23 protein-coding genes and 1 other RNA gene are annotated in these 22,931 nt (G+C 61.2%); 16 read left to right on the top strand and 8 right to left on the bottom strand.

All coding sequences use genetic code 11. The features are described from left to right. The first annotated feature begins 1 nt into the window (after position 1). Together ACSEXS_RS11515 and ACSEXS_RS11520 are read left to right on the top strand one after the other, a co-directional pair. Positions 2 to 811, top strand: coding sequence for a tRNA (adenine(22)-N(1))-methyltransferase (locus ACSEXS_RS11515; protein ID WP_438433370.1), 810 nt, complete (start codon positions 2 to 4; stop codon positions 809 to 811). Next, positions 802 to 1,917 carry a Nif3-like dinuclear metal center hexameric protein gene (locus tag ACSEXS_RS11520; protein ID WP_438433371.1) on the top strand — a complete coding sequence of 372 codons (1,116 nt, stop codon included), beginning with the start codon at positions 802 to 804 and terminating at the stop codon, positions 1,915 to 1,917. The genes ACSEXS_RS11515 and ACSEXS_RS11520 overlap by 10 nt, the downstream gene beginning before the upstream one ends. 47 nt (positions 1,918 to 1,964) lie before the next feature. Here the strand turns inward: ACSEXS_RS11520 and ACSEXS_RS11525 are convergent, their stop codons facing one another. Beyond that, entirely contained in the window at positions 1,965 to 3,164 is a 1,200-nt protein-coding gene (locus ACSEXS_RS11525) for a MalY/PatB family protein (protein ID WP_438433372.1), read from the bottom strand. Positions 3,165 to 3,310: 146 nt separating this feature from the next. Here ACSEXS_RS11525 and rnpB point away from each other — a divergent pair. Then, positions 3,311 to 3,722, top strand: an RNA gene (gene rnpB, locus ACSEXS_RS11530) — RNase P RNA component class A. 172 nt (positions 3,723 to 3,894) lie between these two features. Here rnpB and ACSEXS_RS11535 read toward each other — a convergent pair. The 3 genes from ACSEXS_RS11535 to ACSEXS_RS11545 form a co-directional block, all read right to left on the bottom strand. Further along, on the bottom strand, positions 3,895 to 4,209 hold the full coding sequence (locus ACSEXS_RS11535; RefSeq protein WP_438433373.1) for a hypothetical protein: 315 nt from the start codon (positions 4,207 to 4,209) through the stop codon (positions 3,895 to 3,897). Between the two features lie 148 nt (positions 4,210 to 4,357). Beyond that, positions 4,358 to 5,197, bottom strand: a complete 840-nt coding sequence (locus ACSEXS_RS11540) for a protein-glutamine gamma-glutamyltransferase (RefSeq protein ID WP_438433374.1) — start codon at positions 5,195 to 5,197, stop codon at positions 4,358 to 4,360. A 75-nt stretch (positions 5,198 to 5,272) separates the two neighbouring features. Further along, the gene (locus ACSEXS_RS11545) at positions 5,273 to 7,222 is read right to left on the bottom strand and encodes a S8 family peptidase (RefSeq protein WP_438433375.1); all 1,950 of its coding nucleotides are present in this window, start codon (positions 7,220 to 7,222) and stop codon (positions 5,273 to 5,275) included. Positions 7,223 to 7,400: 178 nt separating this feature from the next. Between ACSEXS_RS11545 and ACSEXS_RS11550 the strand changes: the two genes are divergently transcribed. The 6 genes from ACSEXS_RS11550 (at position 7,401) to thiI (ending at position 12,226) form a co-directional block, all read left to right on the top strand. After that, complete coding sequence (locus ACSEXS_RS11550; RefSeq protein ID WP_438433376.1) at positions 7,401 to 7,910, top strand: DUF3907 family protein; 510 nt, start codon at positions 7,401 to 7,403, stop codon at positions 7,908 to 7,910. Positions 7,911 to 8,073: 163 nt separating this feature from the next. Beyond that, a complete protein-coding gene (locus tag ACSEXS_RS11555; RefSeq protein WP_438433377.1) occupies positions 8,074 to 8,286 on the top strand; it encodes a DUF1540 domain-containing protein in 213 nt (70 codons plus the stop codon). A 63-nt stretch (positions 8,287 to 8,349) separates the two neighbouring features. Beyond that, positions 8,350 to 8,844: a hypothetical protein gene (locus ACSEXS_RS11560; RefSeq protein ID WP_438433378.1), complete on the top strand. Its 495-nt coding sequence runs from the start codon at positions 8,350 to 8,352 to the stop codon at positions 8,842 to 8,844. Between the two features lie 124 nt (positions 8,845 to 8,968). Continuing rightward, the gene (locus ACSEXS_RS11565; protein WP_438433379.1) at positions 8,969 to 9,739 is read left to right on the top strand and encodes a lytic transglycosylase domain-containing protein; all 771 of its coding nucleotides are present in this window, start codon (positions 8,969 to 8,971) and stop codon (positions 9,737 to 9,739) included. A gap of 109 nt (positions 9,740 to 9,848) precedes the next feature. After that, a complete protein-coding gene (locus ACSEXS_RS11570) occupies positions 9,849 to 11,015 on the top strand; it encodes a cysteine desulfurase family protein (protein ID WP_438433380.1) in 1,167 nt (388 codons plus the stop codon). Next, complete coding sequence (gene thiI / locus ACSEXS_RS11575; RefSeq protein ID WP_438433381.1) at positions 11,015 to 12,226, top strand: tRNA uracil 4-sulfurtransferase ThiI; 1,212 nt, start codon at positions 11,015 to 11,017, stop codon at positions 12,224 to 12,226. Before ACSEXS_RS11570 ends, thiI begins: the two co-directional genes overlap by 1 nt. Before the next feature lie 51 nt (positions 12,227 to 12,277). Here thiI and ACSEXS_RS11580 read toward each other — a convergent pair whose 3' ends face one another. Continuing rightward, the gene (locus ACSEXS_RS11580) at positions 12,278 to 12,556 is read right to left on the bottom strand and encodes a 4a-hydroxytetrahydrobiopterin dehydratase (RefSeq protein ID WP_438433382.1); all 279 of its coding nucleotides are present in this window, start codon (positions 12,554 to 12,556) and stop codon (positions 12,278 to 12,280) included. Positions 12,557 to 12,640: 84 nt separating this feature from the next. Here ACSEXS_RS11580 and ACSEXS_RS11585 point away from each other — a divergent pair, with 84 nt between their 5' ends. From ACSEXS_RS11585 to ACSEXS_RS11605, 5 genes are all read left to right on the top strand, one after another. Continuing rightward, on the top strand, positions 12,641 to 13,306 hold the full coding sequence (locus tag ACSEXS_RS11585; RefSeq protein WP_438433383.1) for a TerC family protein: 666 nt from the start codon (positions 12,641 to 12,643) through the stop codon (positions 13,304 to 13,306). A gap of 250 nt (positions 13,307 to 13,556) precedes the next feature. Next, positions 13,557 to 14,039, top strand: coding sequence for a hypothetical protein (locus ACSEXS_RS11590; protein ID WP_438433384.1), 483 nt, complete (start codon positions 13,557 to 13,559; stop codon positions 14,037 to 14,039). A 120-nt stretch (positions 14,040 to 14,159) separates the two neighbouring features. Next, positions 14,160 to 15,995 carry a translational GTPase TypA gene (typA, locus tag ACSEXS_RS11595; RefSeq protein ID WP_438433385.1) on the top strand — a complete coding sequence of 612 codons (1,836 nt, stop codon included), beginning with the start codon at positions 14,160 to 14,162 and terminating at the stop codon, positions 15,993 to 15,995. Between the two features lie 142 nt (positions 15,996 to 16,137). Next, positions 16,138 to 16,413 carry a hypothetical protein gene (locus tag ACSEXS_RS11600; RefSeq protein WP_438433386.1) on the top strand — a complete coding sequence of 92 codons (276 nt, stop codon included), beginning with the start codon at positions 16,138 to 16,140 and terminating at the stop codon, positions 16,411 to 16,413. An 81-nt stretch (positions 16,414 to 16,494) separates the two neighbouring features. Further along, on the top strand, positions 16,495 to 16,947 hold the full coding sequence (locus tag ACSEXS_RS11605) for a pyridoxamine 5'-phosphate oxidase family protein (RefSeq protein WP_438433387.1): 453 nt from the start codon (positions 16,495 to 16,497) through the stop codon (positions 16,945 to 16,947). Positions 16,948 to 17,020: 73 nt separating this feature from the next. Here ACSEXS_RS11605 and ACSEXS_RS11610 read toward each other — a convergent pair whose 3' ends face one another. Continuing rightward, positions 17,021 to 17,647 (bottom strand): YhcN/YlaJ family sporulation lipoprotein, encoded by a 627-nt coding sequence (locus tag ACSEXS_RS11610; protein ID WP_438433388.1) that lies wholly within the window; start codon positions 17,645 to 17,647, stop codon positions 17,021 to 17,023. Positions 17,648 to 17,779: 132 nt separating this feature from the next. Between ACSEXS_RS11610 and ACSEXS_RS11615 the strand changes: the two genes are divergently transcribed. Both ACSEXS_RS11615 and ACSEXS_RS11620 read left to right on the top strand, forming a co-directional pair. Then, positions 17,780 to 19,114 carry a PhoH family protein gene (locus ACSEXS_RS11615; RefSeq protein WP_438433389.1) on the top strand — a complete coding sequence of 445 codons (1,335 nt, stop codon included), beginning with the start codon at positions 17,780 to 17,782 and terminating at the stop codon, positions 19,112 to 19,114. A 207-nt stretch (positions 19,115 to 19,321) separates the two neighbouring features. Continuing rightward, a complete protein-coding gene (locus ACSEXS_RS11620; protein ID WP_438433390.1) occupies positions 19,322 to 20,632 on the top strand; it encodes an ABC transporter substrate-binding protein in 1,311 nt (436 codons plus the stop codon). A gap of 3 nt (positions 20,633 to 20,635) precedes the next feature. Here the strand turns inward: ACSEXS_RS11620 and ACSEXS_RS11625 are convergent, their stop codons facing one another. After that, positions 20,636 to 21,709 carry a hypothetical protein gene (locus tag ACSEXS_RS11625; protein ID WP_438433391.1) on the bottom strand — a complete coding sequence of 358 codons (1,074 nt, stop codon included), beginning with the start codon at positions 21,707 to 21,709 and terminating at the stop codon, positions 20,636 to 20,638. 165 nt (positions 21,710 to 21,874) lie between these two features. Continuing rightward, positions 21,875 to 22,822 (bottom strand): hypothetical protein, encoded by a 948-nt coding sequence (locus tag ACSEXS_RS11630; protein ID WP_438433392.1) that lies wholly within the window; start codon positions 22,820 to 22,822, stop codon positions 21,875 to 21,877. Between the last annotated feature and the right edge of the window lie 109 nt (positions 22,823 to 22,931).

Raw genomic sequence — 22,931 nt, forward strand, 5'->3', positions numbered from 1 at the left:
TATGGTAACTCTTTCGATACGGCTTACGGCGATCGCAGACCGGGTTCCCGCGGGAAGCCGGCTCGCCGACATCGGCTCCGACCATGCTTTGCTGCCGGTCTATTTGGCGGAGCGAGGCAAGATTGCCGCCGGGATCGCCGGGGAAGTCAATGGCGGGCCTTATGAAGCGGCCTGCCGCCAGGTGCGCGAATCGGGCTTGGATTCGCTCATCTCCGTCCGCAAGGGCGACGGGCTGGCGGTGCTTGCGCCCGGGGAAGCGGATGTCGTCACCGTCGCCGGCATGGGCGGCGCGCTGATCGTCAGCATTCTGGAAGCGGGAGAAGACCGGCTCGCCGGAGTGCAGCGCCTGGTGCTTCAACCCAATGTCGGCGAGGATCAGGTCCGCCGCTATCTGCTGGCGAACGGCTGGTGGCTCGCCGCTGAGGAGATTCTGGAGGAAGACGGCAAGATCTACGAGATTCTGGTTGCGGAGCGGCGGGAGGATGCCGCAGAACGCAATGAAGCGCTATACCGGGAACGGGCGGTCGGAGGTACCGGGGTCCGCATGGAGGCGGGAAGTCCGAGCATAACCGGCGATCCGGCCGACCCGGGCGCTGGCGGCGTTCTGGATCGGGAAGCGCTCCTGCGCTTTGGTCCATATCTGATCGCGGCCGGTGGAGAAGTGTTCCGCCGCAAATGGCGGCGAGAGCTGGACAAATGGCGGCATGTGGAGCGGCAGCTCGCCGAATCGGCGCTGCCCGCCTCCGCCGAGCGGCGCGAAGCGGTGCGTCGGGACATCGCAAAGATCGAGGAGGTGCTGGCATGTTCGTGAATGGACAAGTCGTCGTGTCCCTGATGGAGGAGATGGCGCCGAAACGGCTCGCTGTCGAGGACGACCGGATCGGGCTGCAGGTAGGTTCGCTCGGCAAGGACGTCGACAAGGTTCTCGTCGCCCTCGATGTGACCGAGGAGGTGGCGGACGAAGCCGTGCGCGAGGGGGCGGAGCTGATCATCGCCCATCATGCGCCGATCTATCGACCGCTCAAGAACCTGCGCACGGACACTCCGGCCGGGCGGGTGTTCGAGAAGCTGATCAAGCACGACATCGCCGTCTATGTGGCGCATACCAACCTGGATGCCGCGATCGGCGGCATCAACGACCGGATGGCCGAGGCGCTCGGCCTCTCCGACACGGTCCCGCTGGACCCGACTTACACGGAGCCGCTGCGCAAAGTCGTCGTGTACGTACCCGCGGATCACGCCGACGCCGTCGCCGATGCGCTCTTCCGGGCGGGCGCGGGACAGATCGGCCGCTACAGCCATTGCAGCTTCCGCCAGGAAGGAACCGGCACGTTTCGGCCGGAGGCGGGAACGAATCCCTACCTCGGCGAGCCGGGGAAGCTGGAGCGGGCGGCGGAGATTCGGCTGGAAACCATCGTTCCGGAAACCCTGGAGCGCCGTGCGGTCAAGGCGATGCTGGCCGCCCATCCCTACGAGGAGCCGGCTTACGATGTCTATGCGCTCGAGCTGCCCGGTCCCGTCTACGGCTTGGGGCGGGTCGGCCGCTTGCCGGAGCCCTGCACGCTGGACGAGCTGGCGGATCGGGTGAAGCAGGGCTTCGAGGTGCCGTTCGTGCGGATCGTCGGCCGCGGCGACACCGTTATCCGCAAGGCGGCGGTGCTGGGCGGCATGGGCTCACACTATGTGACGAAGGCTCAATTCGCCGGAGCGGATGTGCTGGTGACCGGCGATATCGATTACCATACGGCGCATGATGCGCTCGCAGCGGGCATGTGCTTGATCGATCCCGGCCACAACGCCGAGAAGATCATGAAGAAGGGCGTGGCCGATTACCTGAACGCCCGCTTTGCGGAGCGGAAGACCGCCACGCAGGCGATCGCTTCCGCCGTCGATACGGAAGTGTTCCGGTTGCGGTAAAGCAAAAAAAACGGGTTTCCCCATTCGGGGGACCCGTTTTTTATGCTTTACCGCCGGTCGGCCTCCAGGGAGAGGACGGCACGTTCGAGCCGGCTCATCGCCTCCTCGACGATCGCCCGGCGGCAGGCCAGGTTGATGCGGATGAAGCCGTCTCCTTCAGAGCCGAAGGTATAGCCCTGATTGAACCACAGCCCGGCCGTGTGCAGCAGGAAGCGCTCCAACCGGCGATTGTCCAGCTGCAAGCTCCGGCAGTCCACCCAGAGGAAGTAGGTTCCTTCCGGCTCATAGACGCGGAGACCGGGCAGCCGTTCGCGGAGAAAATCCGCCGCAAACCGCAGGTTGCCCAAGAGATACGGAAGCAACTGCTCCAACCAGGCCTCGCCCTGCCGGTAAGCGGCCTCGCTGGCGATTGCGCCGAAGAGATTGAAGCTCCTTTGGGCGGTATCGTCCGCCGCCTCCTCGAAGCGGCGGCGCAGCGCCTTGTCCGGGATGAAGATGTTGGAATTGGCGAGTCCCGCCAGATTGAAGGTCTTGCTGGGCGCCGTGCAGACGACCGAGATGGCGGAAAGCTCCGGCGACAGGGCGGCGAACGGAATGTGGCGGTTCGGCCGGTAGACGAGATCGCCGTGAATTTCGTCGGACACGACCGTCACTCCATGCCGGAGACACAATTCGCCCATCGCCGTCAGCTCCTCGCGGGTAAACACCCGGCCCACCGGATTATGCGGGTTGCAGAGCAGGAACAGCTTGACCTTGCCGGATTTCAGCTTCTCCTCGAAATCCTCCAAATCGAGCTCGTACCGGCCGCCGACGGGCTTCAGCGGATTCGAGATGACGGCCCGGCCCTTTCGCTGAATCGCCTTGTAGAAAGGCGGATACACGGGCGGCTGCACCAGCACGCCGTCTCCCGGCTCGGTGAACGCCCGCACGGCGGTATACAGGGCGTTGACCACGCCGTTCGTCTGGACGATCCAGTCGCGCTCCGCTTCCCAGCCGTGCCTGCGCCGGTTCCAGTCCAAGATCGCTTCGTAATACGTCGGCGAGTTCCGCGTATAGCCGTAAATGCCATGCCGGGTCCGCTCCCGAATGGCTTCGGATACGGCCGGGACGGTCTCAAAGTCCATGTCCGCCACCCACATGGGCAGGACATCCTCGGCTCCGGTCATCTCCTTGGCGTAATTCCATTTGAGGGAATGCGTTCCGTCCCGGCTGATTACCCGGTCAAAATCGTATGGATGATTGTCCAATTGTTCTGGCTCCTCCCCCGGCGTGACGTCAGCCGCCGCGGTTTTTCCAAAAGTATAGCATTGAAGAAAAACCGGGACAAGCGCCTTCCAGCAGTCGACAGTTGCGCGAAAGGGGAAGGACGTGTATACTATAGATTCGTGTTCGGAAAGTTTGACAGACAATCGCCGGCGGGTCACCGCGGGAGGAAAGTCCGGGCTCCATAGGGCAGGATGCTGGATAACGTCCAGTCAGCGCGAGTTGAAGGATAGTGCCACAGAAATGGACCGCCGATGGCCCGTCCGTAAGGACGGGATCAGGCAAGGGTGGAACCGTGGTGTAAGAGACCACGAGGGGCTATGGTGACATAGCGCCTGGTAAACCCCATCTGGAGCAAGACCTAATGGGACGCGGGGAGCAGTCAACTGCACCCAAGCCTTTGCCCGAGGCGCGTCCGGGTTGGTCGCTGGAGCCGTTCAGCAATGGACGGCGTAGATAGATGATTGTCGCTTCAATGGCGGGAGGGGAAACCCGTTATCACCGCCGGAAGTACAGAACCCGGCTTACGGCAAGCTTTCCGGACTGACCAAAGCCCGCAGCTCAAGGATTTCTCCTTGATGCTGCGGGCTTTGGTCGTTCTTGAAGGGGAGCCGATGCTTCGTCCGGTCGGCCGCCGTCCGTCGGCTAGCCGCGATCCGGATCGCGCCCGGCGCGGAAACGTTGCCGTTCCCGCGCCGGAACGCCGGCGGGCGGTCATTTGCGGAAGAACGGCTGGGTGCCCATCGCTTGCGGCAGAGCGCCGGGGACCGCTCCGGCGGAATAGGGCGTTGCGCCGGCGGGAAGCGTCGATACCGGCACGGTGGGCAGCGGCGGCACCGCCACATTGCGCTCGGTCACCGTGAAGTAATGCTGCGGGACCGGAACGAAGTGATGGCGATTGATGATCTCGATCGGATGGATAACCGGCTGCGGCCGCGGGTGATAAAAGTCGCGGCAGACGACCTGCGGTTCGCAGACGATCGGCGGAAAGCTCATGCAGCCCTGAGCGGCCATTTCGGGTTTGGACATGGACTTGATCTCCTTTCGGGCCCATTGGTTCGGGCATTTCCCTATACTGTATGACATTCGTACCCGCCGGGTCTGTACGTATGCCCGGGTAGCCCGGCAAAAGCCGCTTTTCTTGCAGCCGCGATCGTCCATTCACGTCCGCACCTGATCAAAAGGCGACCGGCAGGAAGCGGAGCTCCGTCGCTTCTCCGATCCGGACGGTCATGAGGGTCCGGCTTAGCGGCAATCCGAGGCTCGCGGCTTGCGGCATGCCATACCCGTTCACCCAGCTCTCCATCACGCGGAAATCGGGTGCGATCACGTTGTCGCTGAGGCTGGCCGATACGGTGCTGAACGGCACCCGGTTGCGGTTGAGGGCGCGGATGATTTCATCGCCCGGCACCACGCCTACGCCGTGGCCGAAGTACAGGCCGTTCCCCATATCCACCGCGTTCTCGCCGATCCACCAGGGCGTAAGCGGATTGACGTCCGGGTTGCTGAAATAGACGACATCCCCGGGCAGGACCGAGGCCGGATCAATGCGCCGCAGGTTCAGGTCGCGGTCGTAATGCCAGTCGTAGAGGACCAGGTTCGCAAAGCGATCGTTGAACACGGCATCGCCCAGCGTTTCGATCACCGCCCGGTACAGCACGATGACCATCGCCGTGGCGCATTCGAAGCTGTAGAGCGATCCGTTCCGAAAAATATCGCGAATGGCATCGGCCGGAGTGACATCGGGCCTGAGCTCGAACGCTCCCTTGGGCGAACGGGTCCAATACGCCGGGTTGCAGGTGGAATTGGCGAAGGTGGAGAATTGGGCTCCGCTCTGCGCGAGAGCGGCTGCGCTCTCGAGGATGTTGGCTCGCATGCGAAGTTCAAAGCGCAGGGAAGAGGGGGAAGCGAAGCGAAAGACGGCCGGGTTCGCCGACATCTTCTCCAGAATCATCTGTTCGGCCGGAAGGAGTCCGGCGGGGGTCATCGGGGGGCTTCCATCGGCAAAAACAATCATGGGGTATCCCATCCTATCTGGCTGTGATACCCCATGATATGCGATTGCAGAGGAATGTGCCCAGGATTCGGAGCTTTAGCGGCCAAACAGCCGCTGCAACAGCCGGGAAAGCGGGTTGCCGTCCGTCCGGGGAAGCGTTTGTTCCGTTCCTTCTCCCGCAGCGGATGTGCCCCCGGCTGCCGCTTCCAGCGCCCGGTATACATCGATCTGGCCATAGCCGTAATCGTCGTCGCGCCCGGACGCTCCGAGGTCCGCCGCCGTGCTGCGCATGAGATCCATGACTTCTTTATTGGTCAGCTTCGGATTGGCCGAGCGAATCAGCGCAGCGAGTGCAGCGGCATGCGGACTGGCCATCGATGTGCCGGAGAGGGAAGCGTATTGGTTGTTCATATAGGTGCTGGCAATGTTGACGCCGGGAGCGGCAACATCGACATAGGAACCGTAATTGGAGAACGAAGCCTTGCTGCTCGCGTTGTCGGTGGCTGCCACAGCCAGCACCTCGGGGTATGCCGCCGGGTAGCCCGGTTCGCCGGAATTGTCGTTGCCGGTCGCGGCGACGAGCACCACGTCGTGGTTGTACGCGTACTTGATTGCGTCGTGCAGGAAGCTGGACTCGGCATAGTTGCCGAGGCTCATGTTGATGACCTTGGCTCCGTGGTCGGTGGCCCAGATCACGCCTTCCGCCACATTATAAGCGTTGCCTGCGCCTGAGCTGTCCAGCACCTTGACCGGCATTATCGGGTTGTTCCAGGTCAAGCCGGCGATGCCCAAGCTGTTGTTGACGGTGGCGGCAATGATGCCGGCGACATGGCTGCCGTGGCCGACATCGTCCGTCGGCTGCTTCGAGCTGTCCACGGCGTTGTAGCCGGAAATCAACCGGTCCTTGAGATCGGGGTGAGTCAGGTCCACCCCGGTGTCCACCACGGCGACGATGCAGTCGCCGCTGCCCTTGTTGATCGTCCAGCCGGATTCCGCGTGAATCAGCGGCAGGTTCCACTGGTACCGGGCGAATAGGGTATCGTTCGGCTCCTCTCCTGCGGTACTGCTGTCATAAGAACGGACCGTAGACAGCGGCTTGTTTGCCGGAGACCGGGATGGGACGGATTGGCCCGCCGGACCGGACGGAGCCGCTTCGTTTGTATTGTAGAGATAGTGCGGTTCGACATACTCGACAGAGTGCTTGCGGAAATACCGGATCATTTGCTTGGTTTCCATCCTCTGGGATGTAAACACGTAGGCTTTGTCCATGATCTTTTCGTACGATAACGCTTCGAGCTCTTGTTGAATTTTCTTCAGCTGTCTTTCGGTGGGGGTCTTTTTGAACTTCACCACGATCTGATTTTTGTAATAATGGCTCTTGCCCTGGTTGTCCTCCGGACCGCGCACGTGCGTTTCCGCCAAATTGTTGGCTTCGGCCGCTTTCATGCCCGGCTTGCGGTTTGGGTTCGGATACAGCTCGAGGCGCAGGTTGCGCTGCGATTCGGATTCTATTTTGGTCAGAATGTCCTGCCGAATCACCGATACGAGGCCATCCCCCCTTCCGCCGGGCACGCCCATCACGGCTTTCAGCCCATTGCCCGCCGAGAGCGCGGAGGAGCGGTACTCTTGTCCGGCTCGGACGGCGGCGGCCGCCTTTGCGATCTCCGCTCGTAAGGCTTCGGGATAGTCGCTCATTCGGGTTCCCGCCGAGGCGAGAGGCGACGGTCCTCCGGCATACCAAGCAAGCGACTCCAGGTGGGGGTTGCCGGCCAAGCGGGCTTTCAGTAAGACGCTTTCCTCGCCGCGGTTCTCCGTTCCCAGTTGAACGGCCGTACTCCGCAGATCGGAAAAACACTGCACGCGGCACAGCTCTTCGGTTAACTGTACATCCTGCTTGACGGTCGTCATCTTCGCCGTTTTTTCCATGCTGGCGGTGTTCGGTTTCGGTTCGGCGGCGCGGTTATCGCGGTCCAACCGGTCATGGCGCGCGACCAGCAGAACGCCGAGCACCACCACGATCATCGCTGCCCAGGTCCATCTTTTCACGGGCTGCTCTCCTCCGTTTCCTTGACTGGGTGTCTTCCGTTAGGGTTTGGCCCGGGAGAGGGTTTTATGCAGAGCATTCGGCCGATGGGAACTCGCGTTTCGGCGGTACCGTTTCCGCTTAAAATATGGTAGGATGGGAAGGACAAGAGAGGCGATAAGCGCCGAGGAGGAACGGATGATGGCTGGCTCGGATGTCAAAGACTTGTGCGAATCCACGCGCGTAAAGCTCAAGGAAGCCATATCGAAGATGGAGCTGTTCTTGAACCGCCATTCCCTGGAGGAGCTGGTTCACGGCAGCGGCGAAGCAGACCCGGCTATGGAAGATTTTTATCGCGATTACCTGCAGGATACCCGGCATCTCCTGGTATTCAGCGAAGTGCTTTTTGAGAAGCTCGGGGTTATCCTGCGCCGCGCCCAGTTCCAGGAGGAAGCTGCGGAGCGCAACCTGTACGATACGTATCATCAAAGCGTCAACCGGTTCTTCTACCCGAAGAACGAATGCTATTCGGAGGACGGCCGCTACGCCTATACCGGCCAGGATGCGATCCGCTTTCGCAAGAAGCCGAACCGCGAAGTTCGCAACCTGACGGTCGAGCTGTCCCGGATCTTCGAGGAGCTCCGCGAGGATCTCGCCTATTACGAGACGGATTATATCAACCAGAAGCGAATGCAAGGGGAGAAGGTCTAGAGCTTTACCGCCGGAGGGAAAAGCAGGGGAATCCCTGGCGCCGAAGGGCCGGATTTGCGGCGATTGCCGCGGTTCGGTCTTTTTGGTTTGAATGCGGAAGCGGCTTATGCCCGTATAGGAGCCCGGGCCGGGGGAAAACTTCTGGTGGGAGGTGATGACCCACATGAAGCCGCTCGTTAAATGCAGCGTAGCCAATTGCCAGTTTTGGGGGCAGGGCAACAATTGCCAAGCCGATGCCATCATGATTGAAATCGACAAGCACGCCGACATGCAGTATGATGCGGAATTTGCCGGAGAATCGTTCGACAGCGAGCACAAGGACCAGGCGTCCACCAGCGCCGCCACCTGCTGCCATACCTTCAAGCCCAAGGGCTGACCTTCGCACAGAGGCCGGATCGTCTCGGCGTTTGAGCGCGGGTGCTGAAAGGGGGAATGGACGATGAACGAAACGAATCCCGATCGAACCGATAGTCCGCAGGACCGCAAGGAACCCGGAAAGCTGGAAGACTATCAACGGCTGCAGCAAAAGATGGAATCCGGCCGGGCGACGAGGGAAGACGCCGAGTTTTCCGCGGAGCTGGCGGCGGGCTCTCCGGCGATCGGCAGTCCGCTCGGCATGCGAAGGGACCTGGGACGAAGCGACAGCCTTTCGGCTCCGGCGCCGGAAACGTACGGCTCGGACCGGATTGAAGCCGGCACCGCCGCCGATGCCGCTCCGCAGACGCGCATCCGCACAGGGGATATCCTCGGCTGGAGCGCTTTTGTGCTGGCACTTTTGTCCTTGTTTGTGTTCCCGGCCATCCTGGGGGTCGCTGCCATCGTGCTCGGTGTCGTCTCCGTCTACCAGGGCAACCGGGCGCTCGGAGCGTGGGCGGTGCTGATCGGCGTGGTTACGACCATAACCAACCTGATCGTGCTTCCGTTCCTCAGCTAAAGGAGAATCCTGCCGACGACCGTAACCCGGAATCGGCAGGATTTTCATTTTTATGTGGAAAAACGCCTCGAATCCGGTGTACAATGACGATAAGTCTTGCTTGTACGGAAGGATGGCATGCACCATGAGCATTGATCCGCGGCTCCTCAGCCAATTGCTGCAGACGCAGCTTCTCGGCACCTCCAGCTGGTGGAATTCGGGCGACACCGATTCCGGCGGCGACGATTCGTTCGGCAGCCTGCTGCAATCGCTTTTGGCCGCCAACGGCTTGGGTACGGATTCGCTCGGGGGAACGTCGCTCACCGGAGTGATTCCGGCGGAATATGCCACCTACCCGGATGCCGCACTCCAGGCCCTGTTCGGAACCGGTGCAGGTTCCTCGATGTCGTCCAATCTGACGGGAAGCTCTTCGCGGACGAACGCTTCCGAAGCTCTCGCTCGCTTGAACAGCTACGGAACGCTGGCGGCGTTGAGCGGATCTTCCGCCTATGATCCGATCATCGCGGAGGCCGCCCGGACGTATCGCGTATCGGAGCCGCTCATCAAAGCGGTCATCGACCAGGAGTCTTCGTTTCAGCCCTACGCTGTTTCGGGCGCCGGAGCGAAGGGGCTCATGCAGCTCATGGACTCGACCGCATCGGGACTCGGCGTGACCGACTCCTTCGATCCGGAGCAGAACATCAAGGGCGGCACACGCTTCCTGTCCGAGCTTCTGGCTCAATACGGCGGAGACGAAGCGGTGGCGCTTGCAGCCTATAATGCGGGACCCGGGCGGCTCCAGCGGCTTGGCATCTCCAACCGGGCGGAGCTCACCGAGCACTTTACGTCCCTGCCGAAGGAAACCCAGAACTACGTCACGAGCGTACTCGGCAAGAAGGCCCTGTACGAAGCATAAATCGGCTGCCATTCTCTCTAATTCCATGGGTTACCCCGGAAAGAAAAGATCCTCGTCGATCTTTTTCTTTTTTTTGAGGGCAAACCGGCAGACCAAGGAGGAATCGAACATGCTTTACTTGGATTACTGCGCCACGACGCCGACGCGCCCGGAGGTGATCCGGTCGGTGACGGAGGTGATGACCGCCCACTTCGGGAATCCGTCGTCCTTGCACCGCCTGGGGCTGGAAGCGGAGAAGCTGGTCGCCAAGGCGCGCGCGCTCGCGGCCGGGACGCTCGGCTGCAAGCCGCAGGAACTGATCTTCACGGGCAGCGGCTCCGAGAGCAACAACCTGGCCATCAAAGGAACGGCGCTGAGGTTTCGGAACCGCGGCCGGCATGTGATTACCAGCGCCGTGGAGCACGCCTCGGTCTACGAGAGCGTGATGCAGCTCGCCGACCTGGGCTTTGAAACCACGATCCTTCCCGTCGACGAGACGGGGCAGGTCCGCTTGACGGATGTGGAGGCGGCTTTACGGGACGATACCATTCTCGTAAGCCTAATGTATGTCAATAATGAAATGGGGCGGATTCAGCCGGTGGCGGACGTCGGCCGGCTTCTGGCGGATCGCCCCCGGACGTTGTTTCACATCGATGCCATTCAGGCGTACGGCAAGCTGGACTGCGACGTCAGCCGCTTGGGAGCCGATCTGCTCAGCGTGTCGGCGCACAAGTTCGGCGGGCCCAAGGGGACCGGCCTGCTCTACCGCCGCGAAGGGGTGGAGCTCCTGCCGCTGGTGTCGGGAGGCGGCCAGGAGCAGGGCCTGCGCTCGGGCACGGAAAACGTGCCGCTCCTGGTCGGCATGGCGAAGGCTTGCCGGCTCGCGGCCGAAGAGCGGGAGGCCGGAACGCTGAGGCTTCGCGCGCTGCAGCGGCGTTTGCTGGACCGGCTGGCTGCCCTTCCCGGCGTGAAGCTGACGACCCGGCCGGACCGGCTGGAGGATTACGCGCCGCAGCTCGTTCATTTCACGGTGCCGGGCCTCCGGCCGGAAGTGGTGGTGCACGCGCTGGAGGAGAGGGAGATCTACATCTCCACCCGCTCGGCCTGTTCGTCCGATGCGACCGATCCGAGCCGCGTGTTGCTGGCGATGGGCCTTCCGCGGGAAGAAGCGGCGGCGGGCCTGCGCGTCAGCTATACGCCGGCCCTGACCGAAAGCGAGATAGACCGGTTCGCCGATGAGCTCGGGCAGGCGCTGGCCCGGCTTCAACCGAACGGAAGAAGAAAGGGAGATGACTGATGCAGCAGCCGGAAGCGATTATCGTCAGGCTGGGGGAAATGACGTTAAAGGGCCGCAACCGCGGCCGGTTCGAGAAGCGGATGCGGGAGCAAATCGCCAACCTGATGAAGGCTCACCCGCAGGCGACCGTGCATGAAGAGTACGGCCGCGTGTACCTCGTGCTGAACGGAGAGCCGTACGGGCCGGTTGCCGCCGGCTTGAACCGCATCTTCGGGCTGTACTCGTACAGCCCGGCGCTGATGGTGACGCCCGAGCTGGAGGAGATTCGCCGAAGGGCGCTCGAATGGATGCAGGCCCAAGAGCCCGCTCCGCGGACCTTTAAGGTAACCGCGAACCGGGCAAACAAGGCCTTCCCGCACACCTCCCAGGAGCTGGGTCATCTGGTGGGCGGTTATATTTTGCGGCATGCCGACGGCAAGCTGAAGGTCGATGTCCATCAACCGGAGCTGGAGCTTCGGGTCGATATCCGCCAAAGCGAAGCGTTTATCTTTTCCGAGAGCATTCCCGGAACGGGGGGATACCCCGTCGGCTCGAACGGCCGGGCGATGCTGATGATCTCCGGCGGCATCGACAGCCCGGTTGCGGGCTGGCTCTCCATGCGCCGCGGGCTGGAGATCGAGGGCGTGCATTTTCACAGCTACCCCTATACGAGCGAACGCGCCAAGCAAAAGGTGGTCGACCTGACCCGCAAGCTGGCGGGTTACACGCCGGACCGAATCGTCCTGCACATGGTTCCGTTCACGGAAATCCAGACGCGGCTGAACCAGAGCCGCACCGACTCGCTGCTCATCACGCTAATGCGCCGCTCCATGTTTCGCATCACCGAGAAGCTTGCGGCCGATCGCCGGGCCGGAGCCATCGTTACGGGCGAAAGCCTGGGCCAAGTCGCCAGCCAGACGCTGCCGAGCATGCAGGTGATCCAGGACGGCATTCGCCTGCCGATTCTGCGCCCGCTGGTCATGACGGACAAAACCGAGATCATCAAGCTGTCGGAGGCCATTGAGACGTACGACATCTCCATCCTCCCCTACGAGGACTGCTGTACGCTGTTCGTGCCCAAATCGCCGGCCACCAGCCCCAGCCTGAAGGCGGTCGAGCGGCTGGAGCGGAGCCTCGACTTTCTCCCGGAGCTGGAGCGGGAAGCCGTAGAGCGCACCGAACGGCTGTACATCCGCGAACGGGAAGAAGACAAGTTCGATGAATACTTTTAGGACAAACCGAATAAAACAAAAGAGAACGAAGGGAGTTCGTCCTCCGCAGGTCTAACGAAGCTTCTCGATTTCCTCCGCCAGGAGAAAATCCTTCCCCGTCACCCCGCCCTCCGACTCGGTGGAGAGCAGCACGGTCACTCCGGTGTGGGTGAGATGCAGCTCGGGGTGGTGGCGGTGCTTTTCGGCAAGCTTCGAGACTTCGGCCGCAAATTCGGCGGCCTTGCGGAGGTTGGGCTGAACGAAGCTCTTTTGCAGCCGGCGTTCCTCATACGTCCAGCCCGCCACTTTTCCCAGGGTTACGGCGATCTGCTCTTCCGTCAGCGCAGTCATTTCCGGGCACACCTCTCTTCTTCAGAAATGGTTTACGCTTTTATTTACCCGCAGAAGAGAAAGGGAACACAGGAGGTGGACGGTTTGTACGCAGAATGGATCGTGCTGTTCGTACAGATCCTGCTGATCAATGTCGTGCTGAGCGGCGACAATGCGATCGTCATCGCCATGGCCAGCCGCAAGCTGCCTGCCGAGCAGCAAAAGCGGGCGGTCTGGTGGGGGGCCGCCGGCGCCGTCGGGCTGCGGCTGATTCTGACGGCGGTGGCGGTTACGGTGCTGCAGTATCCCTTCATCAAGACGGCCGGAGCGGCGCTGCTGCTCGTGATCGCCGTCAAGCTGCTGTCCGACGAGGGCGAGCACGGGCAGGTGAGGGAAGCGGGCACCTTGGGCAAGGCCGTCATGACGATCATTGCCGCCGATTTCGTCATGAGTCTGGATAACGTGCTGGCGGTCGCGGCGGCGGCGGACGGCGATTTCAAGATTATCATCCTCGGCATCGGGGTCAGCATCCCGCTCATCGTCTGGGGCAGCTCGGTGGTCATGCGGCTGCTGGAGCGGTTCCCCATCCTGGTCTTCCTCGGAGCGGGCATACTCGGCTATACGGCCGGCGACATGTTCCTGTCGGACAAGGCGGTAACCGGCCGCCTTCAGCTCGGGGACTGGGCGCACGCGCTTCCGTACGCGCTCGCGTTCCTGGTGATCGCCGCTGGCTGGGCCCTCAAACCTTCCCATCGGCACCGTGTCTTCTAAAAGGTGCAGGGTCCCGTAGGGCGCTGCACCTTTTGGTTCATCAACGAGGCGGTAAGCGCCGATTTGACCGCATGGGGCGAATCGGCGCTGCTTTGTCGTGCCGCAATCGGCCGGAGGGCTCAGGATCTCTCTTCCGCACGGGGAGAGGCCTGCTCCTAGATATTCCCTCCCGTTTCGGGTAAACTGGAACAGTACCGACGGCGGGCCGTTCCGAGGCCTGTCCGCGAATCTTTTCGTTGGAGGACGCTTCATGCGAAATGCCAAACTGCCTGCCCTCATCGTAATTGTTGGCGTTTTTTTGATTCTGCTGCTGGGGAAGCTCGGGGTCATCGGCTTTCTGTTCCATATTCTCTGGCCGTTCCTGCTGCTCGGCTTCGGGATATGGCTTCACTTCGGCTATTTCCGGGGCCGGTGGATCGCCGCCGTGCTCTTGCCCGCCGGAATGATCGTGACGTATTCCGTGCTCTTCATCCTCTGCCTCTTGTTTGGCTGGGGGATTCTGCGCGTGCTCTGGCCCTTCTTCCTCTTCGGAATCGCTGCGGGGCTGTACGAATGGGCGGCTTGGGGCCGCGGCCTCGGGTGGGATAAAGCGCAGCCGATCGCGCTCGTGCTGGCGGGCGTATCCGCCCTTTGCCTGATCTTGGCCATCGCCAGCACCCATCTTGTGCTGCTCTGCTTCCTCCTGCTCGCCACCGCCGTCGGATTTGCGGCGCTCCGGATCCGCCGGGGATAGGAGTACACTTGTTTTCATTGCATTTTCATGTTAAATGGAGTAGAATATAGGAATGTTCAGGCGTCGGGATGATCCGGCGCTTCTTTTGTGGCCATTCTCAACCAGAAAGGATCAACCTTTATGCAAGCAAGAGATACCATCCGCAATATCGCCATCATCGCACACGTTGACCACGGAAAGACGACTCTCGTCGACAAGCTGCTGCAGCAATCGGGGACGTTCCGCGAACACGAGCAGGTGCAGGAGAGGGCTCTCGATTCGAACGATCTGGAACGGGAGAGAGGCATCACGATTCTCGCCAAAAACACCGCCATTCACTATAAAGGCAATCTGATCAACATTGTCGATACTCCGGGACACGCCGACTTCGGCGGCGAAGTGGAGCGCATCATGAAGATGGTCGACGGCGTTCTTCTCGTCGTAGACGCTTTCGAGGGCTGCATGCCGCAGACGAAGTTCGTGCTCCGCAAGGCGCTTGAGCAGAAGCTGAAGCCGATCGTCGTCGTCAACAAGATCGACCGCCCGAATGCCCGGCCGGCCGAGGTGGTCGATGAAGTGCTCGATCTGTTCATCGAGCTGGAAGCGGACGACGAGCAGCTTGAATTCCCGGTCGTCTACGCTTCGGCTCTCCAGGGTACGTCCAGCCTGAGCCCCGAAGAGCAGGGCGTCAACATGGAAGCCTTGTATGAGACGATCCTCGACCACATCCCGCATCCGATGGAGAACCCGGAAGAGCCGCTGCAATTCCTCGTCACCCTGATGGACTACAACGAATACCAGGGCCGGATCGCCATTGGCCGGATCAACCGCGGCACGGTCAAGCAAGGTCAGACCGTAGCGGTCATGACCCGCGAAGGCGGCATCAAGCAGGCCCGGATCGATAAGCTGCTTGGCTTCCAGGGCTTGAAGCGCGTAGAAATCGACGCCGCCGTCGCCGGCGACATCGTAGCGATCTCCGGCATCAAGGACATCAACATCGGCGAGACGATCGCCGATCCGGCGAACCCCGAGGCCTTGCCGGTCCTGAAGATCGACGAGCCGACGATGCAGATGACCTTCCTCGTCAACAACAGCCCGTTCGCCGGCCGCGAGGGCAAGTGGATCACCTCGCGGAAGCTGCGCGAGCGCTTGATGAGCGAGCTGGAGACCGACGTTAGCCTGCGCGTCGAAGAGACCGACAGCCCGGACGTCTTCACCGTGTCCGGACGCGGCGAGCTTCACCTTGGCATCCTGATCGAGAACATGCGCCGCGAAGGCTACGAGATGCAGGTATCCAAGCCGGAGGTTATCGTCAAGATGATCGACGGACAGAAGATGGAGCCGATCGAACGGCTCATCATCGACGTTCCCGAAGAAAGCATGGGCAACGTCATGGAGAGCCTGGGCACGCGCAAGGCCGAGATGGTCAACATGGCTTCGAACGGCAACGGCCAGGTCCGCCTGGAATTCCTGATTCCGGCCCGCGGGCTCATCGGCTACCGCACCCATTTCCTGACGCTCACCCGCGGCTACGGCATCATGAACCACGCCTTTGACAGCTACGGCCCGTTCCTCGGCGGCAACGTCGGCGGCCGCCATCAAGGCGTACTGGTGGCGAGCGAATCGGGCGTGTCGACGACCTACGGCATGCTGTCGGTGGAAGACCGCGGCATCCTGTTCGTCCAGCCCGGCACCGAGGTGTACGAAGGCATGATCGTCGGCGAGCATTCCCGCGACAACGACATCATCGTCAACATCTGCAAGGAAAAGCAGCTGACCAACGTCCGTTCTGCTACCAAGGAAGGCACCGTCACGTTGAAAACGCCCCGCCTGTACTCACTGGAGCAGGCGCTGGAGTACCTGAACGACGACGAATACTGCGAGATCACACCGAAGTCGATCCGCATGCGCAAGAAGATTCTCGACAAGAACGACCGGGCCCGCGCCGACAAGCACCGCAAGATGGCGGAGGCGTAAGACAAACGGATCGTCCGCGTGATAGAATGAAGGGGAGCGAGAGGCCGCAAGGCTGCCGCTCCTCTTTTTCATTAGAGTTCGGACGCCGGCATAGGTATAAGCATGCCTGCCCGCAGCCGAACGGAGGCTTGGAGGGAAACGGATGAAGCTGTCGGAGGCTCTGTTCAACTGGCTCCAGATTCGGCTGGTGGCGAATGCCCGGCCGGAGGACGGAGCGGCGCAGGAAACCGTTGCTTTTTTCGAGGAGATGCTGAAGAACGAGCATGCGGTGGAGGAGCTTGCCATCGCCGAAACCGATGCGACCATGGTCCATGTCCGGTACCGCCAGAACGGCAGCGGGAAGCGGCAGCTGTTTCAGCGCGAAAGGGCGGGGGAACTCTTGAGTTCCATCGAAGACGATGCCCGATTCGGGGCATAACCCCATTGGTCCGTCCATCGGGTCTTGTGTTATACTGGTGGGGAAAGGAACCGACTCTTGCGAGACGAGGAGGCCATGCCTATGGCGGAAATCACGACCGCGTTATCCGAGCAGCTGTTCCCGCTTCTGCAGCAAGAAAGACTGGTCCTGTTGTCGACGGTAGACCCGGCGACCGGTGCGCCGCAGACCCGTGCCATCTCTTGGGTCTATGCGCCGGAACCGGGACGCCTGCGTTTTGCGGTGGACCGGAAATCCAGCATCCTCAGCCATGTGAAAGCTCAACCGAAGGTGACGGCGGCCTTCTTCGGAGCGGGCCGGATTCACGTCGTATCCGGTTCGGCGCGGATCGTGCGGGAGGAGCTTGCGGAGGTACCGCTTGAGCTCGCTTGTCTCGACATCGGCATCGAGGAGGTTCGCGACGGCCTGTTCCACGGCGCCCGAATCGCCGCTGAACCGGTTTTGGAGAAAACCTATGACGAACGCGCGGCAAGCAAGCTGGACGACCAGGTCTTTGCCGCCATGAAAAAAGCCTAGCTCTGTTGAGCCGGGCTTTTTTTGCTCTTGCCGATTTTTTAAGGAATGGTAAAGGGGGAACAGGCTGGGCCGGTCAGCGGCTCCCGGGACCGCGGGAGGTTCCCTGCGGCACTACGGTGCCCTTGCCGTTCGCTTCGCCGGACGGATTCGGCAGCTCGCTGCTTGCCTGATCCTGCGAATGCGTATCCTGCGGCAATTGCGGGATAAGCCGGCCGAGGATGTTGCCCAGCTCGTCGGCAAATGCTGCGACCGGATAGCCGTTCTGGACTTTTACGTTGATGTCGCGGATGTTCTGGGCCAGGTCGAGGTCGGCGGTGACGAGGGCGTTTGCCCCATCCGGGTCCTTTTTCAAGGCTTCGGCCACCGTATACTTGATCGTGTCGACCCGCGAGCGCTCCAGATTCGCCGGAACGTCGATGCCCACGATCGCCATATTGCCGAGGGTTAGGCAATAGGCGTTCTGCACGCCCGGCACGCTCCTCGCCAGATCGCCCAGGTGGGTAGCCTTCTCGTTGTTCAGCGGATTCGTCCGGGTGGTATCGAGCAGGCGGTATTCCGCCGCCCGACCGGCTTCATGTCCGGCTTGGCCCGCTTCGTTCACCGCGTTTAGGCCTTCCTGCTTTCCTTGCTTGGTGCAGCCGGAAGCGGCTGCCAGCGCCAAGGCCAAAATGGGAACCCAATAGACATGCATGGCTTTCATTATACGATCTCCCCTTCAAATGGTGGATGTGGCTACTCCTAGATTCCCCAGAGGCGCGGCATCCTATGTAACCGAAGAGGGGCAGGGATACAGGCTGCCGTCCGGCAGCGATTCAGACGGGAGGGGTCACGGATGAAGAAGATCTTTATTTTGGATACGAACGTTCTTCTGCACGATCCGAACGCATTGTTCTCTTTTCAAGAAAACGAGGTGATCATCCCCGCTGTCGTGCTTCAGGAAATCGACTCCAAAAAGCGGCTCGCCGACGAGATTGGCCGCAACGCCCGGCGGGTCTCCCGTTTCCTCGACGGTTTTCGCTCCGACGGAAAGCTTCACGACGGGGTTGCGCTTCCCGGCGGTGGCATGCTCAAGGTGGAGCTGAACCACAAGAGCTTTCAAAAGCTGCAGGATACCTTCGGCGAGCTGAACAACGACAACCTGATCTTGGCGGTCGCCCTCAACTACCACCTGGAGGAGAAGGAAAAAGCCCAGCCCAAGCCGGTTGTGCTGGTCAGCAAGGACACGCTCGTGCGGGTGAAGGCGGACGTTCTCGGCATCCGCTCTGAGGATTATCTGTCGGATCATCTGGTCTCGACCGCTTCGGAGTTCTACAGCGGCTGCGCCACGCTGATGGTTCATCCCGCCGTGATCGACGAATTCTATTCCTTCCGCAAGCTGTCCGTCTCGGCCTTAAACCTTCGGACACCGCTTCACCCGCACGAGTTCGTCATCCTGAAGGATGAGCTCGGGACCACCAAATCGGCGCTGCTGAAGGTGGACCGGGAAGGGAAGAAGCTCGAGCCGCTGTACCTCAGCAACGAGTCGGTCTGGGGCATCGGCGCCCGCAACGCCCAGCAGCGGATGGCGCTGGAGCTGCTCTTGAACGACGACATTCCGCTGGTGACGCTGACCGGCAAAGCGGGTACCGGCAAGACCCTGCTGACCCTGGCCGCGGGCCTGCTCAAGACGGAAGACGAGCACCGCTACAAGAAGCTGCTGATCGCCCGCCCGGTGGTGCCGATGGGCAAGGACATCGGCTATCTGCCCGGCGAGAAGGACGAGAAGCTCCGGCCCTGGATGCAGCCGATTTACGACAACCTGGAGTTCCTGTTCGATACCAAGAAGGCCGGGGACATCGACAAGATCCTGGCCGGGATGGGCAGCATTCAGGTCGAGGCCCTGACCTATATTCGCGGGCGCTCGATCCCCGGTCAATTCATCATCATCGACGAAGCCCAGAACCTGTCCCGCCATGAGGTGAAGACCATCGTCTCGCGGGTGGGCGAAGGCAGCAAAATCGTTCTCCTCGGCGATCCGGCGCAAATCGACCATCCTTACCTGGACGCCAGCAGCAATGGGCTTACGCATGTGGTCGAGCGCTTCAAGGACCAGGCCATCAGCGGCCACATTACCCTGGAAAAAGGCGAACGCTCCGGCCTCGCCCAGCTCGCCGCCGATTTGCTGTAGGGCGGCTCCTATAAGTCAGCGATTGAAAATGCGTGACGTTCCTCCCTGTCCCGGCTTCAGCCAGGGCAGGGAGATTTTTTGGGGTTGTCGAATGCGGAGGAATGAAAAGGTTTTCGTAGCCGATTCCCGCTCTCTTCTGCTATGATAAAAGAAACGAGAGAGAACGGAAAAAAGGGCGGAATCGTAGCAGCAAAGGAGAGCTTTCGTTTGAACAAGCGCAAAGGCCTGCTCGTGCTCATGATGGTGCTCGGGCTGTCAATCCTGGTATTCGTTCAGTTTGCGGGGACGAAGGACAAGGGGACGGCCAAGCCGGCGGGGACGGAGGAGGAAGGAGCGGCTCCGCAGGGGCAGAGGGATAAGAGGGAGAACGATACGGTGCTCCGCGTGTCCGTCTCGCTCGGAGCGAAGGAATGGGATACGCTGAACGCCTTGACCGACGAATTTATGGAGACGCACAGCGGAACTCAGGTCAAGCTGGAGAATCTGCCCGCCGCGGAACGGTACGCCGCCTGGAAGAAGGCCGGCCAGTTCGGCGCCGGTCCCGACCTGATGCTGCTCGACAACGGCTGGGTTCAGGAATTCGCCGCGCTCGGCTTCTTATACCCTGCAAGTGAATATTTCACCGCGGACAAGCAGTCGCAATACTTGCCCGCCGTACTCGATCAAGTGAAATGGAACGGCTATCTCTGGGGCGTTCCAAAAGATATCGATCCGTATATCCTGGCTTGGAATCGCCAGACGGCCGAAGCGAACGGCTGGTCGAAGGCTCCGGCCACCGGCCCGGAGCTGATGGAATGGAACCGCAAGCTGATGAACCCCGCCAAGGGGACGTACGGCATTTATTTCGATCCGCAGGACTATATGTCCCTGCTGTCCGTCTACACGGCTTTTATATCGGTGCTGCCCGATGAGGCGAATCCCTTGCGGCTGGCGGCCGAGCCGTCCGTTCGCAAGTCGCTGCAGGCTTTCCTGGTGCCTCAACAGGAAGCCTGGGATTCCGCTCTGTTCCGCGCCAATTATCCGATCGCGTCAGCGACCTGGGACCCCTGGAAGCTGCTGGGCGAGGGGAAAATGGCGGGCTTCGTAACGACGGTCTCGGACTACCGGCTGCATCCGCTCGCCGGAGTGGAGTTCTCCAGCCTGCCGATGCCGGGAGGAGGCGACACGGGCACCGGTTCCTGGCTCAAGGGCCGGAGCTATTGCCTCTCCTCCCATACGGAGAATACGGCGGCGGCCCTGGAATGGATCAAAGCGGTGACCGGCGCCGACGCCGAATCGAGGGAATGGACCGATACCGGCATGCTGCCGGTGCTGCTCACCAGCTACGCGACGGCTCCGCTCACGGCAGAGGAGAGATTCAAATCGTATGCCTGGCTCGTTCAGGAAGGGCGGGCGCAGCCGTTTTCCATCGATGCCGCTTCCCGGTCGGAGGCGGCGGTGGGCAAGCTCTCCGAGCTGCTCGGCGGTAAGCTCGACCTCGAGCAGTTCGGCAAAGAGCTGGCCAAGCTCTATCCGTAAAGGTTAGAACTTGATCTGGAAACGGATGGACAGCATGCCGCCATCCGTCGAGACCTCCTTCGCCCGCAGCATCGGCAGGATCGCTCCCGGGGCGAAGCTCATGTCATAGGCTTCTTCCAGCGAGCGGCGGGTGGTCTCGTCGAGCGCGAAGCCGTTGTATTCCAGCCGATCGACGTGAAACTGAAGGCGATTCGGGTTTTCCTCGACGGTGTAATGGCCGACGATCGAGGCGGCCAGATCGCCTTCTTTGCCGCTCGCGGTGAAGTGACCGTCCCGGAAGGTCAGCGAGAGGTTTTGCAGATCGCTCTTCTCTTCATGGAGCATCGCCGTCAGGTCTGCGTCGCTGATGGCGAGGAGGGTTCCCTTGATATACCGCTTCTCCTTATCGTTCAGAATCAGCTCGGGCAGCTTCTGCATGGCTTCGGACATGGAAGTGAAATAGTTCCGGAAGAGCGGCAGCCCGTTTTCCTTCCAGCTGGTCTGCACGGCGGTCATCTGCTTCGCCAGAGCGGCGGCGGCGTCCGGATGCTCCTGCAACTGCCGGTCGATCTCTTCCTGCAGCGCCGTCATCCGTTCCCGCTGGCGGACGAATTCGGCCTTCAGGTTGGCCAGCTCCATCTGCTTAAGCGTCAGCTGGCGATGGGCTTCCTCGAGCTTGACGTATTCCTCCCGGTACCCAATGAGAGCGGTCCGGTCGCTTCGGTAGATGTAACTCAGATAGTCGTAAAAGGTGAGCAGCTGGGAGAAGGACTTGGCGTGTAACACGGCCAACCAAAGCGATTGGCGCTCGCCCTTGTAGTACGCCCGCAGCACATAGCCAAGGCGTTCCCGCGTCTTCTCCACCTGAACCTCCTGCCGACGCATCGCTGCTTCGTCCTCGGCGAGAGAGGCGGCCACCTGACTTTCTTCCGTCCCGATCCTGGCAATTTCGGCGTCGATCTCGGCCACGGTTAAGCTTTTTTGCAGAAGGTCGCGGGTTTCATCCACGTTCAACTCGGCCTGGGCGGCCGACATTCCGCTGAAGGTCAGGAACACGGTCAGATAGGCCGCGCACAGCAGCCGGGCCAGTCTCTTCATTCCTTCTCCTCCTTGGGCCAGCTCGTCTTCTCTCACTATAATACGAACGGCGGTCGGAGAACAGACCTCCCGCAAAGCGGCTGGGCCGGGAGAGGCCCAGTCGCGGGAAGCTAACAAAAAAGCCTCCGGAAAGAACCGGAGGCGGTGGAATGAGTCCTAGAAAAGTTACTTGTCGTTCTTGCCGCTTTGGAGCAGCTTCAACACGTCCTCGAAGGGGCGCACGGACTTTGGCGTGTCCTTCTTGAAAGCGGGCGGCTGGTTGATGCCTTCAAAGGCTTGGGAGTATTGGATCTGTCGGTCTGCGCCGCTTCCGTCGCGGTAGGTGAGGCTGACATGCTCCTGATTGATGTAGCCGTCGGATGTAAGGTGGAAGACCAGTTCGCCGCCCGTGGCGCTCCAGGAGCCGGCGGCTCCCTTCTTAAATTGCTCCGCCTGGGCTGCGGTTAGAATCCCGTTCGTCTTCCAGCCGTCGATGACGGCTGGCAGAGCGGCTTTTACCTTCTCGGTGATGGCGTCCTTCGTCTTGTCGGTAATCGGCAGCCGAATCACTTCGACTCCGCTTTCGTCCGAAAGCTTTTTGTCCTTCTTGAACCACTTGGGATCGAATTCGGCGATCAGCTGCTTCACCGAATCGGATAAAGCGGAGTTGACGTTTTTCAGGCTGGCGGCCCCGGCTGCCGTTCCTCCGTTTTTCGACGGGTCGAACGAGAAATATTCGCCGGATTTGTTGAGCAGCGGGATGCTCATGTAAATGAGGTTATCCTTGAAGAGCACCGGCAGGGTGAAGGAGGCGGAGGAGCCTCCGGGAGTCAGTGTATAATCGGCTTCCAATCGCAGCGGATCGGACGAAGACATGCCGCTCCACTGAATCCGGCTTTTGGAGAACATCGAAACGAGCGAGGCGGTGGCTTCGTTGCTGCCGGCCGCCGGAGCGGGCAGGCCCACGTTCAGGTCGGCGGAGCCGTGGAACACGTATTGCTTTACGCCCGCTTGCTGCTGGAGAGCGTTCGTCACGTCGTCCTTCCATTTGGGCGGCTTGTTGCAGCCGGCCGCGGTAAGGGACAGGGCGACGAGGGCGATGGCCAGGGTGCGGGTGCGCGTTGTCTTTTTCATATTGGAAGGATTCCCCTTTGGCGAGAATAAAGTGATAGGATGGCATATGGACTCTTTACACAGAAGGAGGCCCTACGTAAACAGACGAATTTCATTATATCATAGTTGC

Origin of the sequence: Gorillibacterium terrae (genome assembly GCF_051594785.1) — a bacterium.
Lineage (GTDB): Bacteria > Bacillota > Bacilli > Paenibacillales > NBRC-103111 > Gorillibacterium.